The organism is Bacillus sp. FSL K6-3459, from assembly GCF_038003305.1.
In the GTDB taxonomy this organism is placed as follows: domain Bacteria; phylum Bacillota; class Bacilli; order Bacillales; family Bacillaceae; genus Bacillus; species Bacillus pumilus_O.
Window position 1 is genome coordinate 1,302,774 of sequence record NZ_JBBOOW010000001.1, and the last position, 14,707, is coordinate 1,317,480.

Below are 14,707 nucleotides of genomic sequence, written 5' to 3' on the forward strand. Positions count from 1 at the left end.
CAAAACCGGCTGAATGTTTCAGCTATGCTGAGTGAGCAGAAGGAAGCATGATCATGACAGTTGTTCCTTTATTCACTTCGCTCTCGATATCAATTGTTCCGCCATACATGGAAATGATTCGTTTACACACAACAAGCCCAAGACCTGTCCCTTTTTCCTTCGACGTAATAAAAGGGAGGAAGATATGTTTTAACATTTCTTCTTGTATGCCCTCGCCTGTATCTTTCACTTTAATAATGACATGTTCTTTTTCAGCCTCAATCAAAATCTTCAAATGACCGCCATTTGGCATCGCTTCTAACGAGTTCTTCGCTACATTTAATACGACTTGTTTAATGTGATCCTTTGTGCAATAGACCCCAACATCTTGAATCGTATTAATTTGCAAATCAACCTCAACATTATAAAGATTCGCCTCAGAGAAAACGATCGGCATGATCTCACTTACAATTTCTTTTACGGAGTTATTCTGCCATTTTTCTGCTGTTGGTTTCCCTAATACAAGAAACTCACTGACGATTTGGTTAATTCGTTTAATTTCTTCTTCAATGACAGAAAAATAGAGCTGATCTTCTTCAGAGTGATACTTTTTTTGCAAAAGCTGTATAAATCCACTAATCCCTGTTAAGGGGTTGCGAATTTCATGTGCCGTACTTGCTGCGAGGGTTCCGATTAATTCAAGCTTTTGCGCTTCATTTTGGTGACGCTCCTGCTGGGTTTGCCGCCTTAAAATGATATATTGAACAAGTGTGAATAAAATATTTAATAAAATAAAAGCACTGGATAAAGGGATCAGCATAACAGATAGCACTTCACCTGTAGAAGCGAGCTGCGGATAGACCTCCAGCTTCCAGCTGTTTTCATCTAAATATGTAGACACAGTGCTGCCATTTTCTGATGCTGGTTGCGGACCACTTGTAAACACAACATGTCCATTTTGATTTAGCATCTTAAAATGAAGGTCAGGGTTCAATACGTTCATAATATTTCTTAAATAATCAATTTGAATGGCGGCGACTAGCACATTGGTGACTTCTTCGTTTTCATCTAGCACAGGCACACAAATGGAAAGAATCCGCTGTTTTGTAATTCGGCTCACATAGTTATCTGTGATCACCGTCTGCTTGGTCACTTGAATGCGCTTAAAGTAATCTCTGAATGATAGGTTGATTTTTTCCTTTAATGGTGTGGTGCTAACTGTTACATTTCCTTTTTTGTCTAGGAGATACAGACCTGAAAAACGAGGTTCTTGTTTATAGATTTTCTCTAGGATGTTTTGTACTTTTTTCGTCTCGAGAGGCTGGTCAAATCCCATGGCAAGTGAAGTTAATCTTGCTTCTGTTTCACTAATTAAATAATTCATTTGGTTTTTGTGAATATTTAACATAAGTGTAGCAGTTTGTTTGTTTTTTAAGTCGATTTTTTCCGTTTCTTTTTCGTAGATAAAATAACTAATGATTAGGGTTGGAATCATGACCAAAATAAGGTACAGCCTGATCTTCTTCCAAAACCCTTTCAGTATACTCATCATTCATCGCTCCAACGTATTACCTAATAGACTTATTATAGCATTGAACCTATCTTTATTACGATGACTTGTGTGATTTTTAAAAAATTAGGTGATTCGTTCTGGTCTCATTTTCATGCTAAGATAGATCAAGATGTTGACATTTTACTTATTGTTTATTAATGTCACATTAGTGGGTTGTATTTCATAAAGGATGATAAAAAATGGAAAATCATAATGTTGAAAAATCTTTGAAATTATTTATTGTATTATCACGTGCCTATCGCTCAATTAATCATCACATGAACAAACATATTGTGAAGCACGGACTGAATCCGACTGAATTTGCAGTATTAGAATTACTGTATCATAAAGGGGATCAGCCACTTCAGCAAATCGGTGATAAGATTTTACTTGCAAGCGGCAGCATCACGTATGTGGTCGATAAATTGGAGAAGAAAGAACTCCTCAGTCGTAAGGCCTGTGCAGAAGACCGCAGGGTCACATTTGCGCATATTACCGAGCAGGGACGAGCTTTGCTTGATGATATCTTCCCAGATCATGCGAAAGAAATTCATGAGATGATCAGTGTCCTGAGCGAAGAAGAGAAGGATGCCTGCATTGACATGCTTAAACATGTGGGACTGCGTGCAAAACATTTATATGATCATAAAGAATAAATAAAAAAGGAAGCCGAGGGCTCCCTTTTTTATTTTGCTTTTTTTTCGATCGGTAAAATCAGTACTTCTACGCGTCGGTTTTTACTTCTGCCTTCTGCTGTATCATTTGAAGCGATTGGCTTGAATTCACCGAAACCTTTTGTGCTAAAGTTCTCTTGGTTTAAATTGCTATTCTCAAGAAGAATACTCAAAAAGTTTACAGCACGTATGGCACTTAAATACCAATTGGATTCAAAATCTGAATTTCTGATCGGTACGTTATCAGTATGTCCGCTAATGACGATGTCACGAGCGGGGTTAATGACGAGTAGTTTTGAAATTTCCTTTGCTAACGGGACATCTTGAGGGCGAATAACTGCCCGGCCAGAATCAAAGAAGATGCTGTCTTCTATCGTAATGAGCAAACCTTCGTCCGTGAGCTTTGTTTCGAGCTTAGCTCCAAGCTTCTTATTGGCAATGAAGGAATCCACTTGCTTTTTGACCTTTGTGAGAACAGCATGATCTCGAGCTTTCGCTTTAGCTTCTTCATCTTCTTCCGTTGCTTTCTTGGTCTGGTTGCTATTTTCAGTTTCTTCAGTACTTTGCATGCTGGATTGATCCATGACACCAGTACCGCCTGTAAAGACGACATTAAAAGACTTAGCCATCTGTTCATATTTTGCCGCATCAATCGAACTAGATGCAAAAAGCACAATGAAGAGAGCGAGTAGAAGCGTCAGAAGATCGGCATAAGGGATCAGCCAAGATTCATCTACATGGTCATCGTGATCATGTTTTTTACGTTTCCTAGCCATTTTGTTTTTCTCCTTCTTCAATGACAAGATTTGCACGTTCTTTCGCTGGTAAGTACATGAGAAGTTTTTGTTCAATCACTTTTGGAGATTGACCTTCAAGAACAGAAAGGATCCCCTCGATCATAATCAGACGAAGTTTTACTTCTTCCTTTGATTTACGCTTCAGCTTGTTGGCAAATGGATGCCATAACACATACCCAGTAAAAATCCCAAGCAGTGTCGCGACGAAGGCTGCACTGATTGCATGCCCAAGTGCTTCAATATCTCCCATGTTAGCAAGTGCAGCAATAAGTCCGACAACGGCGCCAAGTACTCCAAGCGTCGGAGCGTATGTACCGGCTTGTGTAAAGATTAATGCGCCTGACTGATGTCTTTCAGACATGGCGTCAACTTCTTCTGTTAAGACGTCACGAATAAATTCTGCACTTTGGCCGTCAACCGCCATGCTTAAGCCGTTTTTAAGGAAATCGTCATCTACTTCCTCAATGCTAGCTTCTAATGCTAAAAGACCTTCACGACGCGCAATTTGTGCCCAGTTTGAAAAAAGAGGGATCATTTCTTGAATCGTTGGAAGCTTGTTGTCTTTGAAAATTTTGCCGAACAATTTTGGTGTTTTCTTAATTTCACTAGATGGGAATGCGATGACAACAGCTGCAATCGTCCCAACCACAATGATCAATATAGCCGCTGGGTTGATAAGAGCGGTTAGACTTACACCTTTCAAAACCATACCGACACTCAGTGCAATAAATGCTAAAATAATACCAATTAACGATGTTTTGTCCATTATCTCACCAAATCCTTTAACTATCTTTTTCTATAGTTAATATCGGTGTCTTCTAGAAGGGTTTTAGTCTGAATATCAAATTAAGGCAGTTTCTGTGAAGAAATTTTGACGAAAGCGCTTTCTATTACCTTAAAAAAGAAACTCCCTCTGATATAAAGGGAGCTTCTTTTTAATTTCTTTGAGCAGTTTCATTTAAAAGCAGCTCTTTTAATTTTTCCTCATACATGATTTTGACAAGATCATAGTTCCAATTCATCATGTGATCCACCTCTTTTTCTTTTATCTTAAAGGAAAAGAGGCGGGGGAGCGTCGGCGTGCGGATGGAACTTAGACACCGCAACATGATGGAGCTGTAGATCCTTCTTAAGATGTACTTATCCTTTTTTTACGACAATTTCGTTATCTTCAACATCTACAGTAAATCCTGAAAGTTTTTCTTCGTCAAGCAATATCTCCGTCATTTGATCTTCAACGTGCTCTTGAATGGTTCTTCGTAGTGGACGAGCACCAAATGCAGGGTGATATCCAAGTTCTGCAATTTTTTCTTTCGCTTTATTTGTCACATGGACGGTTAAATTTTGCTCTTTTAATTGTTCTGAAAGCTCATGGAGCAGAAGATCCACAATCTTCACTAAATCATCTCGATCTAATGAGTCAAACTGAATGATGCTGTCAAAACGGTTCAAGAATTCTGGCTTGAAATAGGTGCTGAGTGAATCAATGAGTGATTGTTCCTCAATTGCTTCTTCCTGATCAGACTGGAAGCCGACTTTGACCGTTTTATCTGTGCTTCCTGCGTTACTTGTCATGATAATGACCGTATCTTTAAAGCTGACGGTTCTGCCTTGGCTGTCTGTTAACCGGCCATCTTCCATGATTTGAAGGAACATGTGCTGCACATCAGGGTGTGCTTTTTCGATTTCATCCAGCAAAATGATGCTGTATGGTTTTCTGCGCACTTTTTCCGTTAGTTGACCCGCTTCATCATGTCCAACATACCCAGGAGGAGAACCGATGAGCTTAGATACTGAGTGTTTCTCCATGTACTCACTCATATCTAAACGGATAATCGCCTCTCGCGAACCAAATAATTCTTCAGCTAGCGTTTTTGACAATTCGGTTTTCCCGACACCTGTTGGTCCAACGAATAGGAAGGAGCCAGTTGGTCTATGTTTTGATTTTAAGCCGGCTCTGCTTCTCTTCACAGCTTTTGCCACTTTTTCAACCGCATGTTCCTGGCCGATCACTCGTGCTTTTAAGCGGACGTCAATTTCTTTCATTTTGGTTTGTTCGTCTGCTTGCAGTTTGCCGACAGGGATGCCTGTTTTTTGTTCGACAATGGCTTGAATATCTTCTGCTGTGACGACATGTTCTTTGTCATTTGTTTTGTTTTGAAGTCTTGCTTCAATGGTTTCTTCTTCATCTCGAAGCTTCGCTGCTTTTTCGTATTGTTCTTCTTTTAAAGCAGCCTGTTTTTCAGCAGCAATTTCTCTCAGGCGATTTGTTAGTTCATCTTCACTTGCTGCATCGATGGAGAGGTTCGCTTTTGAACCTGCTTCATCCATTAAATCAATGGCTTTATCCGGCAAATGGCGATCTTGAATATATCGGGAAGATAATTGAACACATGCTTGAATGGCTTCGTCTGAATAAGTGATGCCATGATAGATTTCGTACTTATCTTGAATGCCTTTTAAAATCTCGATCGCTTCAACTTGTGTTGGCTCATCTACAATGACGGGCTGGAAGCGTCGTTCAAGTGCGGCGTCTTTTTCAATTTGACGATATTCTTTTAATGTCGTTGCACCTACTAGCTGGAGCTCGCCTCGTGCAAGGGCTGGTTTTAAGATGTTTCCAGCATCCATTGACCCTTCGGCAGATCCTGCGCCTACAAGAAGGTGGATTTCATCTACAAATAAGATAATATTTTTACGGTTTTGCAGTTCTTTGATTAACTGCTTCATTCTTTCCTCAAATTGACCACGTATTCCTGTATTCGCTACAAGGGAAGAGACATCTAATAAATAGATTTGTTTGTTCTTTAATTTATTTGGGACATCGCCACTTGCAATTTTCAGTGCAAGTCCTTCAGCGATCGCTGTTTTCCCAACACCTGGTTCACCAATGAGGACAGGATTGTTTTTATTTCTTCTATTTAAAATCTCAATGACTCTTGCAACTTCTTCATCACGGCCGATGACTGGATCAATTAAACCAGCATTTGCGCCATCTGTTAAATTGCGGCCAAGTTCATCGAGTAAGCCTTTTTGTTTTGGTTGCTCTACGTTTTGCGTATGTCCTGCTTGCTCAGAGAAGAATGAGCTTCCTCCGAACAATTGAGGTCCCATTTTCATTTTTGATTGCTCCATCAAAGAGGTGTAGCAGTCTTCACATAAAACCATTTGGCTCCGGGATGAATTCACTTGCATATTCAGGCGAATAGTTGCTTCATTTACTTGACAATGTTGACAACGCATTTGCCATGACCTCCTTATATTTTAAAGTTTGACTTTGTTTGACCAATGAATGTTAAAGAAAATGGTCTGTTGTTTGACCATCTTTGACTATAGTATACTCTGACCTATTTTGACTTTCAACTGTTTTGCTCAAAGGTAGGTGAAAATCCTTTTTTGCATTTAATCATGGTTTGTCCTTCTTTTCAAGGAACTTGTCTCATATGATAAAAAAAGACAATCGAAAGTGATGGGTGCGGAGGGGTCACATGAAACGTTCAAATGAATCCGCTTTTCAGCTTGCCTTTGTATATGTAGGAACAGTGGTTGGAGCTGGGTTTGCGACCGGAAAAGAAATCGTAGAATTTTTTGTTCGTTTTGGCTGGATTGGATTATTCGGAATCTTGATTAGCGGCGCTATTTTTACTGGACTTGGGGCAAAAATGATGCTCATTTCGAAACGAATTGAAGCAGAGTCTTATCAAGATATGAACCGGTTTTTATTTGGCGCAGCTGCCAGTCGATATATTAATGTTGTCATGTTTTTTATTTTACTAGGCGTCACTTCAGTGATGATTTCTGGCGCAGGTGCTATATTTGAAGAGCAGCTTGGCATATCGAAGGAATATGGGATCTTTTTGACAATCATTCTGAGTGTGATTGTGCTTTTGAAAGGATCAAAAGGATTATTTGGTGTGAATGTTCTCGTCGTCCCAATGCTTATTTTCTTTTCATTGATCGTGTTTCTGGATTCATTCGTTTTTAGCAGTAGTGAAAGTTATGTTCTTGCGCTGCAAATGGGTGAGGGGGAGTGGATTTTATCAGCTATCTCATATGGTGCTTTTAATTTGGCGCTTTCTCAAGCCGTGTTAGTGCCCGTCGCAAATGAAATGACCTCTGAAGCGGTGATTAAAAAGGGAGCTGTGATTGGTGGCATCATGCTGACAATTATTTTATTTGTATGCTTTTTATCTCTTTCTTCATTAGATATGCTTGAGGCGTTTGATATTCCAATGGCTCAGGTTGTGTATCAAGTAGCAAATTCCATACACCTCATTTATTTATTTGTGATTTTCGGCGAAGTTTTTACATCTGTCATAGGCAATTTATATGGACTTGAGAGACAAGTGAGGGCATATATACGAATGAACAGTGTCTTGACGATATCCCTTATTCTCTTATGCTGCTATGTGATTAGTAAAATTGGTTACGGTACATTGATATCAACGGTTTATCCTATTTTTGGCTATGTGAGCATCTTTTTTATCCTCTTTCTTTTTCTAAAAAAAGTGCCTGCCTCTTTTGATAAGTAAAGAAGGATAGCCTGCAAGACAAATATGTGGTACACTATCCACTGTGAAAATTGAACAAAAATCCGTGTGAACGGGAGAGGTTCTAGCAAAACCCTCTATAAAAAACTAAGGACTTGCCGTATCCTTGGATGTGGCATTTTTTATTTTTTATGGCTGGGACACCTCATACACATGTAAAGGTGTCTTTTCTTTTGAGAAAAATAGGGGTTTTCATGAGCCTTTCAGATGCAGTTTTGTACGATGGTATAGATCTGCAAAAGGAGGAGAACAGAAAATGAAAAATGAAAAAGCAGTCGTTGTCTTTAGCGGGGGACAAGACAGTACGACATGTTTATTATGGGCACTTCAACAATTCGAAGAGGTAGAAACCGTGACCTTTCATTATAATCAGCGTCATCAAGAAGAAATTGATGTCGCCAAAAGAATTGCTGACAAGTTAGGTGTGAAGAATCATCTATTAGATATGTCTCTTTTGAATCAGCTTGCACCAAATGCTTTAACAAGAGATGACATTGATATTGAAGAAAAAGAAGGAGAGCTGCCTTCCACGTTTGTACCAGGAAGAAACTTAGTGTTCTTATCCTTCGCTTCTATTCTTGCATATCAAATTGGAGCAAGACATATAATCACAGGTGTATGTGAGACAGACTTTAGCGGTTATCCAGATTGCCGTGACGAGTTTGTCAAGTCTTGTAATGTCACTGTGAATTTGGCGATGGAAAAACCATTTGTCATCCATACACCACTCATGTGGCTCAATAAAGCAGAAACATGGAAATTGGCAGACGAGCTGAATGCATTAGATTTTGTGAAAAATGAAACGCTCACTTGCTATAATGGCATCATTTCTGATGGCTGCGGGGAATGTCCTGCGTGTAAGCTTCGGAAAAAGGGCTATGACACGTATATGGAAATGAAGGAGGCAAAATAAATGCTTTCTCAAATCTATCCACAAACGAATCATCCATACTCATTTGAATTGAACAAAGATATGCATATATCAGCTGCCCATTTCATCCCAAGAGAAGATGCAGGTGCCTGTAGCCGTGTACATGGTCATACGTACACCATCAATATAACCATTGCTGGAGATGACCTAGATGATTCGGGTTTCCTTGTCAATTTTAGTACACTGAAAAAACTGATTCATGGACAGTACGATCACACGCTGCTCAATGATCATGAGGAATTCTCCTCAACCGATCCATATGCGATGCCTACTACAGAGGTTGTAGCAAAGACAGTCCATGACAAAGTCGCAGCATATTTATCGACTTTAGCAAATAAACCAGTATGTGTTCAGGTCTTTGTGAGGGAGACACCAACAAGTTACTGCATTTACCGGCCGAAAAGAGCTGAACAGAATGGCTAAGGCGATTCCTGTATTAGAAATCTTTGGTCCGACCATTCAAGGAGAAGGGATGGTGATTGGACAAAAAACCATGTTTGTTAGAACGGCGGGCTGTGACTACTCTTGCAGCTGGTGTGATTCCGCCTTTACTTGGGATGGATCAGCAAAGCATGACATTCAGTGGCTTCACGCAGAGGACATTGTCAAAGAATTAAAAAGAATAGGTGGACAGGCTTTTTCTCATGTCACCATTTCAGGGGGAAATCCTGCGCTTTTAAAACAAATGGAATCACTCATTGATTTGCTACACGAAGAAGGAATTGATACAGCGCTTGAAACACAAGGGACGATGTATCAGGACTGGTTTTTAAAAATTGATGATTTAACCATTTCTCCGAAGCCGCCAAGTTCAAATATGAGAACAGATTTTACGAAACTCACACGTATCATAGATGAGCTGAAAAACGGAAATAGATTAGAGCATGCTAGCCTGAAGGTCGTCATTTTTGACGATCATGATTTAGCCTATGCAAAGGATGTTCATGCGAAATATCCAGAGCTTCCTTTTTATTTGCAGGTAGGAAATGATGACACGACAACAGGTGATGATGCGTACTTATTGACGCATTTATTAAAGAAATATGAAGCGCTTGTTGATCAAGTAGCGCAAGACCCAGACTTAAATCGTGTAAGAGTGCTGCCGCAGCTGCACACATTATTGTGGGGAAATAAACGAGGCGTATAGAAAGGAAGAGACGACATGACGACAAGAAAACCCGAAGAATTAGAAGGTGTCACTTTACTAGGAAATCAAGGAACCAATTATTTGTTTGATTATGCACCGCAAGTGCTTGAAACATTTCCGAATAAACATACAAATAGAGACTATTTTGTGAAATTTAACTGCCCAGAATTTACGTCGCTGTGTCCGCAAACAGGTCAGCCGGACTTTGCGACAGTTTATATCAGCTATATTCCAAATGAAATCATGGTTGAAAGTAAATCATTAAAATTGTATTTGTTCAGCTTCCGTAATCATGGTGATTTCCATGAGGATTGTATGAATATTATTATGAACGATCTTATTGAATTGATGGATCCAAGATACATTGAAGTATGGGGCAAATTTACACCAAGAGGCGGTATTTCAATTGACCCGTACACGAACTACGGAAAACCTGGTACCAAATATGAAGAAATGGCGTCATATCGTATGATGAATCATGATATGTATCCTGAAACAATTGATAATCGCTAATAAAGAAAAAGACATGCCTAATGACATGTCTTTCAGCGTGTAGACAAACCCTCGCATTCGTTGTCAGTCCTTCGTGCTGGTGCTCACGAATGTCAAATTCGCTCCGCGCCAGTACTCGTCCTTCCTAGGACTGCAAAGGTTTTCTATCACGCTGAAAAGTAGAAAAAGACATGCCTAAACACATGTCTTTTTTTATGGAGTTAAAAGGGATGAATCAGACTGAAGTGATAAAAAAAGAGAAGAGTCATGTCGCTCTCCTCATACAAATGGGAATAGAACTTGCTAGGACGGCTGGGGGCTACCAGCTCGTAAAATTATTATACATGACAGAACGTATGTTTGTAAAGGTAAATTGTGTTGCTTTGCGATAAAATAGAAGCAATGAACCAAAACGGAGGCGTTTGAGTTGGCAAACAAAGAAGAAAAGACAGAGAAGCTGCTGATGGAGTTAAAAGAAGAACTACAAATCCTCGAACATCAAAACAAAGAACGATATAAATGGAGTGCCTCCACATTGCTTGGAGTGATTGCACTTTTGATCGATAAAGGCGTTATCACTCCAGAGGAAGTTGATATGTACAAAACGAAAGCGGAAATGCAAACTTTTCATACGCAAAAAAATTGACACTCATACAGGTGAAATAATAACAAAAGGACATAACAAATTATATGCTATGTCCTTTTTTCTGCATCTATTTTTATGCTATTAAACAAGTTTATACATTAAAACATCATCCCAGTATTCATGTTCACTTATTTTAAATTCTTTTATTTTACGTCCTTCTTCTCTGAATCCCATCTTTTTGTACAAAGAAATAGCCTTTTGATTTGTAGAGAATACGGCTAAACTAACCTTTTCGATCGAAGGGGTCTTTTCTGCCCAATCTAATAACGCTGTTAGCAACATTTCCCCTACGCCTAAACCTCTAAAGTTCTTATGAACCATCAAACCGAATGAACCTGCGTGGGCAGTTCTTTTTCTATTTGATCCATTTTCAAATGCTATAAACCCAATGACTTTTCCGTCTTTTTGAGCAACTATGTACGTTTCGTTATCGTTCTTTATTCTTTTTTGGATCCAAGTCTTGTGTTCTAAAAGGGTTTTTTTGTTTTCTTCAGGCGTTGTAAGTAAATAATCTGATTCAGCAATCACTGATGACTGTATGTCTAAAGTAGTTTCAGCGTCTTCCATATTCCCAAAACGCACAATGATATCATTTGAATGTTGCATTTTAGTTTCTCCTATCTAGAGCTAATACTGCATTTCATCTTTTATAAAAATAGAAGGTTGTCTGAAAAACTATTTACCATTTCAAAAATAAATGAACAGCTTGCTTCGTATTTACGTATGTATCGATAGTCTGAATTGAGGATTGCAAATTAATGTACGGAGTCTTTGATGATTTTATAGTTTTTATGATTAACGACTGTTAGTGAATCCAGTTCTAAATCTCTATAGTTGTCCATAATGGTGACATCTACAATGACAGAGTTTTCGTTCACTTTTTCAACTACACCTGTTAAACCATTTCTAAATTCGATCACATTTCCAATTTTTGCAATCTTCAACCGATCCCTCTCCTTTAAAAACAGATTTCATTCCCTATTAAAAAGTATTTTGCAATATTTTCATACCAATGTAAAGGATAAAGACGTTTTTGTTTCGTTTTCGTTGTATGCTTACCTAACGGATGGTATATTTAATATTTGATAATGGCTGTAAAGGAGCGGTGTTTTTGACGGAAGAACAAATCCTCACAATACTTGAATCGTTACGAAATGGGACAGAAAAACAAGTAACCATCAAGAAAGATGATTTCTTAACGTTTCGTTCGATCTTGGTGAATCAAGATGATTTTAAGTATTTTCGCGGGATGGCAAAACATGGTGGAGATGTTATTTTTGAATATCTTACAGAAGCAAGAAGCTAAAGCTTTTTCTCACTCATGAGAGAAAGCTTTTTTATTTTAGTTCTTTTGTCACACTTCAAACGAGCTTGATACATCTGAAAAGAAAATGTAATAACCCATAATCAGGAGCATAAGGATGATTATAGGTGGGGAAAGGTCTTTTTTAAGCGCTAACAATTCCAGTTGATGCGAATTCAACTAGGACATGCCATTTAATGACGGAATTTGGACAGGCATGAAAATCTTTGTGCGTGAAAATAGAAGAAGCTCTTGTTAGAGTGGACAAGTATCTTACCGCCTATTTTAATTAAAGGAGGAATGAGGCGAATGATGAAAATTCATACCGCTCTTTTTGTCATCCTTATGCTGATCGCAGCCATGAAGATGGACAACATACAAGAGCAGCAAGGCACATTAAGTCACGAACTTTCACAAGCACCTGTTAAGCATAAGCTTTCATATATAGATCAAGATGATCACGATCAAGTCATCCCAGCATTTTCAGAAGAGAAACGTCAGCCGAAAGTCAAAATGCTAAGTACGTCTACAGAAGAAAAGTCTTCAAAACCGAAGCAAAAGAAAAGAGTGAAATCTGAAACGACGAACGAGAAAAGTGCCAAACGCTATTCCAATGAGGAAATGGAGCTGCTCTCACGATTGGTACATGCTGAAGCGAAAGGTGAATCTTACGCAGGTAAAAAAGCTGTGGCAAGCGTCGTTTTAAACAGGGTGGAGCATCGCTCTTTTCCTGACAGTGTCAAAGGTGTTATTTATCAGCGAAATGCTTTCCAGCCAGTATCGAATGGAAGTATTCATGATAAAGCAGATCAAGATTCTGTGAAAGCTGTGAAGCAAGTAGTGAAAGAACATGACAGAACAACAAAGGCCATTTATTTTTATAATCCTAAAACGGCAACAGATAACTGGATTCGTTCTCGCCAAATTGTAGAACGTATCGGTCGTCACGTATTTGCCGTATAAAGAATGAAGCGATCAATTAGATCGCTCCAGCGTGTAGACAAACCCTCGCATTCGTTGTCAGGTCTGCGCTTCGGTGCTCACGAATGTCAAATTCGCTCCGCTCCGATGCTCGTCCTTCCTAGACTTCAAAGGTTTTCTATCACGCTGAAAAGAAGACAAAGGGCTAATATAAAGATCATTTTAGCCCTTTGTCAACAACCTGAAGCGATCAATCAGATCGCTCTTTTTTTTGTCTTCATTTATCAAAATATTTTCAGGACTTGTCTCATAGAATGTGAAAAGAATTTGCTTTAGATGAAGGGGAGGCTACATGAATCGATTTGTAAAAGGGGTTATTCTGCTATCTGTTGCAGCTTTCATTGCGGAGTGTATAGAGTTTTTAGTCAATATGATTTTAGCGAGAGAGCTTGGAGAACATGGAATGGGTCTATATATGAGTATCCTTCCAATCATTATGCTTGTCCTTGTGATTGCCAGCTTAGAGCTGCCAGTCTCTATTTCTAAATTCATTGCAGAATCGCATGAGCGGCTCCATAAAAGTATGCTCCGTCATGCGTTTAAAATGACGCTTGTGGTGACATGTACAACAACGGGGATCGCTGCAATTGTCCTGCCGTTCATTCCTGTGTTTCAGTCGTATCATCCGCTCATGAAAGGGCTTGTGCTGTCTCTTATTCCAATTATTGCGTTTACCTCGATCGCACGCGGCTATTTTATAGGAAAGCAGCAAATGGGAAGGATCGCTCTGGCGAATATGCTGAAGAAAACGATCCAGCTTATCTGCTTGTTTTTGTTCTTTCATTGGTATTCGTTTGATATTGAAACAGCGGTACTTATTGCCATTGGTGTCATTGTCGCAAGTGATCTCGTCGTCTTTATTTATTTATATTCCCAATACGTCATGGCGAAAAATGCTGTTCATGTCAGGTCTGTTGAATTAAGAGGGATTGACGTGAGAAAGCGATTATTAGCCGTCTCTATTCCAACAACGGGCATGCGGATTTTTCATGCGATCGCAAATGCCATAGAACCATTTTTAATCAAAGGCGCACTTATTGCTGCAGGCATCTCTGGCACACTTGCTGTTGATCATTACGGCATGCTGGCTGGTGTCGCGATGTCGATCGGTTTTTTCCCAGCGTTTATCGCTCATTCCATCATGATTGTGATGATTCCGAATGTATCTGAAGCCTATGCTTTAGGTCAGTATGATCTTGTGAAAAAACGCGTTAGGCAGGCGATTCTCATTACATTTGGGTACGGGGTACCGGCAGTGATGGTAATGTATTATTTCGCTTATCCGCTCACACAGCTCTTTTTTGATTCACCGCAAGCTGCTGTTTACTTACAGCTGCTTTGGCCATACTTTTTATGCCACCTGTTTGTGATGCCTTTTCAAGCGTGCTTAATCGGAATGGGGCTCATTAAAGATGTGTTCCTACATAATATATGGGTGCATGTCGTCTCGTTTTCAATGGTGTATTTCCTCGGATCAATTGAAAGCTTAAATATGATGGGGGTGATATTAGGGATGAATACGGGCATGCTCCTCTTGACTGTACTGCATTATGCGACGATTTGTAAGGAGCTCGGTGTTTCCATATTTCTTAGAATGAAAAAAGCTTGAATGTTCTCTTCGTCGAGCGGGCAAGCTATAAGAAAACTGGGAAGGA

At 39.3% G+C, this 14,707-nt stretch carries 16 protein-coding genes and 1 riboswitch; of the genes, 10 read left to right on the forward strand and 6 right to left on the reverse strand.

Annotation, left to right across the window (positions count from 1 at the left end; translation table 11 throughout):
* Window positions 1-22 precede the first annotated feature (22 nt).
* On the reverse strand, window positions 23-1,528 hold the full coding sequence (locus MHI35_RS06440; RefSeq protein WP_211063053.1) for an ATP-binding protein: 1,506 nt from the start codon (window positions 1,526-1,528) through the stop codon (window positions 23-25).
* 203 nt (window positions 1,529-1,731) lie between these two features.
* Between MHI35_RS06440 and MHI35_RS06445 the strand changes: the two genes are divergently transcribed.
* Window positions 1,732-2,187, forward strand: a complete 456-nt coding sequence (locus tag MHI35_RS06445; RefSeq protein WP_003211701.1) for a MarR family winged helix-turn-helix transcriptional regulator — start codon at window positions 1,732-1,734, stop codon at window positions 2,185-2,187.
* Between the two features lie 29 nt (window positions 2,188-2,216).
* Here the strand turns inward: MHI35_RS06445 and motB are convergent, their stop codons facing one another.
* The 3 genes from motB to MHI35_RS06460 form a co-directional block, all read right to left on the reverse strand.
* The gene (motB, locus tag MHI35_RS06450; RefSeq protein ID WP_335349235.1) at window positions 2,217-2,981 is read right to left on the reverse strand and encodes a flagellar motor protein MotB; all 765 of its coding nucleotides are present in this window, start codon (window positions 2,979-2,981) and stop codon (window positions 2,217-2,219) included.
* Window positions 2,974-3,768: a flagellar motor stator protein MotA gene (gene motA, locus MHI35_RS06455; RefSeq protein WP_003212085.1), complete on the reverse strand. Its 795-nt coding sequence runs from the start codon at window positions 3,766-3,768 to the stop codon at window positions 2,974-2,976. The genes motB and motA overlap by 8 nt, the downstream gene beginning before the upstream one ends.
* Window positions 3,769-4,142: 374 nt before the next feature.
* Complete coding sequence (locus MHI35_RS06460; RefSeq protein WP_335349236.1) at window positions 4,143-6,245, reverse strand: ATP-dependent Clp protease ATP-binding subunit; 2,103 nt, start codon at window positions 6,243-6,245, stop codon at window positions 4,143-4,145.
* 245 nt (window positions 6,246-6,490) lie between these two features.
* Here MHI35_RS06460 and MHI35_RS06465 point away from each other — a divergent pair, with 245 nt between their 5' ends.
* From MHI35_RS06465 to MHI35_RS06490, 6 genes are all read left to right on the forward strand, one after another.
* On the forward strand, window positions 6,491-7,534 hold the full coding sequence (locus MHI35_RS06465) for a YkvI family membrane protein (RefSeq protein WP_211063050.1): 1,044 nt from the start codon (window positions 6,491-6,493) through the stop codon (window positions 7,532-7,534).
* 70 nt (window positions 7,535-7,604) lie between these two features.
* Window positions 7,605-7,649, forward strand: a riboswitch (PreQ1 riboswitch).
* Window positions 7,650-7,808: 159 nt separating this feature from the next.
* Window positions 7,809-8,465, forward strand: coding sequence for a 7-cyano-7-deazaguanine synthase QueC (queC, locus tag MHI35_RS06470; protein ID WP_012009745.1), 657 nt, complete (start codon window positions 7,809-7,811; stop codon window positions 8,463-8,465).
* Window positions 8,466-8,906, forward strand: a complete 441-nt coding sequence (gene queD, locus MHI35_RS06475; RefSeq protein WP_335349237.1) for a 6-carboxytetrahydropterin synthase QueD — start codon at window positions 8,466-8,468, stop codon at window positions 8,904-8,906.
* Window positions 8,899-9,630 carry a 7-carboxy-7-deazaguanine synthase QueE gene (gene queE, locus MHI35_RS06480; protein ID WP_211063048.1) on the forward strand — a complete coding sequence of 244 codons (732 nt, stop codon included), beginning with the start codon at window positions 8,899-8,901 and terminating at the stop codon, window positions 9,628-9,630. Before queD ends, queE begins: the two co-directional genes overlap by 8 nt.
* A 15-nt stretch (window positions 9,631-9,645) precedes the next feature.
* Window positions 9,646-10,143, forward strand: a complete 498-nt coding sequence (gene queF, locus MHI35_RS06485) for a preQ(1) synthase (protein ID WP_003211403.1) — start codon at window positions 9,646-9,648, stop codon at window positions 10,141-10,143.
* Window positions 10,144-10,549: 406 nt separating this feature from the next.
* On the forward strand, window positions 10,550-10,768 hold the full coding sequence (locus tag MHI35_RS06490) for a hypothetical protein (protein ID WP_211063047.1): 219 nt from the start codon (window positions 10,550-10,552) through the stop codon (window positions 10,766-10,768).
* 81 nt (window positions 10,769-10,849) lie between these two features.
* On the opposite strand, the gene MHI35_RS06495 is transcribed toward MHI35_RS06490, so the two are convergent.
* Window positions 10,850-11,374, reverse strand: a complete 525-nt coding sequence (locus MHI35_RS06495; RefSeq protein WP_335349238.1) for a GNAT family N-acetyltransferase — start codon at window positions 11,372-11,374, stop codon at window positions 10,850-10,852.
* A 149-nt stretch (window positions 11,375-11,523) separates the two neighbouring features.
* The gene (locus MHI35_RS06500; protein WP_003211747.1) at window positions 11,524-11,712 is read right to left on the reverse strand and encodes a YkvS family protein; all 189 of its coding nucleotides are present in this window, start codon (window positions 11,710-11,712) and stop codon (window positions 11,524-11,526) included.
* A 167-nt stretch (window positions 11,713-11,879) separates the two neighbouring features.
* Here MHI35_RS06500 and MHI35_RS06505 point away from each other — a divergent pair, with 167 nt between their 5' ends.
* The 3 genes from MHI35_RS06505 (at window position 11,880) to MHI35_RS06515 (ending at window position 14,661) form a co-directional block, all read left to right on the forward strand.
* On the forward strand, window positions 11,880-12,074 hold the full coding sequence (locus tag MHI35_RS06505; RefSeq protein WP_144522850.1) for a hypothetical protein: 195 nt from the start codon (window positions 11,880-11,882) through the stop codon (window positions 12,072-12,074).
* 306 nt (window positions 12,075-12,380) lie between these two features.
* The gene (locus MHI35_RS06510; RefSeq protein ID WP_335349239.1) at window positions 12,381-13,034 is read left to right on the forward strand and encodes a cell wall hydrolase; all 654 of its coding nucleotides are present in this window, start codon (window positions 12,381-12,383) and stop codon (window positions 13,032-13,034) included.
* 310 nt (window positions 13,035-13,344) lie between these two features.
* On the forward strand, window positions 13,345-14,661 hold the full coding sequence (locus MHI35_RS06515; protein WP_335349794.1) for a polysaccharide biosynthesis protein: 1,317 nt from the start codon (window positions 13,345-13,347) through the stop codon (window positions 14,659-14,661).
* Window positions 14,662-14,707 lie beyond the last annotated feature (46 nt).

What these genes read in the sequence shown, in the direction of transcription:
- MHI35_RS06440 (WP_211063053.1), bottom strand. Translation starts at nt 1,528, where the DNA reads ATGAGTATACTGAAAGGGTTTTGGAAGAAGATCAGGCTGTACCTTATT.
- MHI35_RS06445 (WP_003211701.1), top strand. Translation starts at nt 1,732, where the DNA reads ATGGAAAATCATAATGTTGAAAAATCTTTGAAATTATTTATTGTATTA.
- motB (WP_335349235.1), bottom strand. Translation starts at nt 2,981, where the DNA reads ATGGCTAGGAAACGTAAAAAACATGATCACGATGACCATGTAGATGAA.
- motA (WP_003212085.1), bottom strand. Translation starts at nt 3,768, where the DNA reads ATGGACAAAACATCGTTAATTGGTATTATTTTAGCATTTATTGCACTG.
- MHI35_RS06460 (WP_335349236.1), bottom strand. Translation starts at nt 6,245, where the DNA reads ATGCGTTGTCAACATTGTCAAGTAAATGAAGCAACTATTCGCCTGAAT.
- MHI35_RS06465 (WP_211063050.1), top strand. Translation starts at nt 6,491, where the DNA reads ATGAAACGTTCAAATGAATCCGCTTTTCAGCTTGCCTTTGTATATGTA.
- queC (WP_012009745.1), top strand. Translation starts at nt 7,809, where the DNA reads ATGAAAAATGAAAAAGCAGTCGTTGTCTTTAGCGGGGGACAAGACAGT.
- queD (WP_335349237.1), top strand. Translation starts at nt 8,466, where the DNA reads ATGCTTTCTCAAATCTATCCACAAACGAATCATCCATACTCATTTGAA.
- queE (WP_211063048.1), top strand. Translation starts at nt 8,899, where the DNA reads ATGGCTAAGGCGATTCCTGTATTAGAAATCTTTGGTCCGACCATTCAA.
- queF (WP_003211403.1), top strand. Translation starts at nt 9,646, where the DNA reads ATGACGACAAGAAAACCCGAAGAATTAGAAGGTGTCACTTTACTAGGA.
- MHI35_RS06495 (WP_335349238.1), bottom strand. Translation starts at nt 11,374, where the DNA reads ATGCAACATTCAAATGATATCATTGTGCGTTTTGGGAATATGGAAGAC.
- MHI35_RS06510 (WP_335349239.1), top strand. Translation starts at nt 12,381, where the DNA reads ATGATGAAAATTCATACCGCTCTTTTTGTCATCCTTATGCTGATCGCA.
- MHI35_RS06515 (WP_335349794.1), top strand. Translation starts at nt 13,345, where the DNA reads ATGAATCGATTTGTAAAAGGGGTTATTCTGCTATCTGTTGCAGCTTTC.